Origin of the sequence: Pseudoxanthomonas gei (assembly GCF_010119615.1) — a bacterium.
Classification (GTDB): domain Bacteria; phylum Pseudomonadota; class Gammaproteobacteria; order Xanthomonadales; family Xanthomonadaceae; genus Pseudoxanthomonas_A; species Pseudoxanthomonas_A gei.
Genome location: NZ_QOVG01000035.1, coordinates 1 through 554, shown reverse-complemented (window position 1 = coordinate 554; position 554 = coordinate 1). Strand labels below are relative to the sequence as shown.

The window sequence follows — 554 nt, the reverse complement described above, 5'->3', positions numbered from 1 at the left end:
GGTCCTTCAGTGCGGGCATGACCAGGCGCTTGGGCGTGGTCACGGCATAGGCCTGGACCTTCTTGGCCGTGATCTGGCCCGTGGTGTTGGTGGTCTGGTCGCACAGCAGGTCGACCTGGTTGCCGATCAGGTCGGCGATGGCCGGCGCGGCGCCCTTGTAGGGCACGGGCGTCATTTCGGTCTTCATGGCCGCCTGCAGCATCAGGCCGCACAGGTGGGAGGCGGAACCGATGCCGGCATTGGCCAGGTTGACCTTGCCCTGGTTCTTGCCGATCCAGTCCTTGACCTCGGCGAAGTTCTTGGCCGGCAGGCTGGGGCGGCCGATCAGGGTCATGGGCACGTCGTTGATGATGCCGGCGTACTCGAAGTCGTTGAGCACGTTGAACGACAGCTTGCGGTACAGCGACGGGATCGTGGACATGCCGATGTGGTTGATCAGCAGCGTGTAGCCGTCAGGGCGGGCACGTGCAGCCTTGGCCGTGCCGATGGTGCTGCCGGCGCCGTCGGCGTTGTCCACCACGATGGTGGCATTGTTCAGATGCTTGCGCATGGAC

At 64.8% G+C, this 554-nt stretch carries 1 protein-coding gene; it reads right to left on the bottom strand.

Annotated features, from left to right (window positions below; genetic code table 11):
• The coding region (locus tag DT603_RS15850; protein WP_281350925.1) for a tripartite tricarboxylate transporter substrate-binding protein at positions 1–554 on the bottom strand (554 nt) is incomplete at both ends.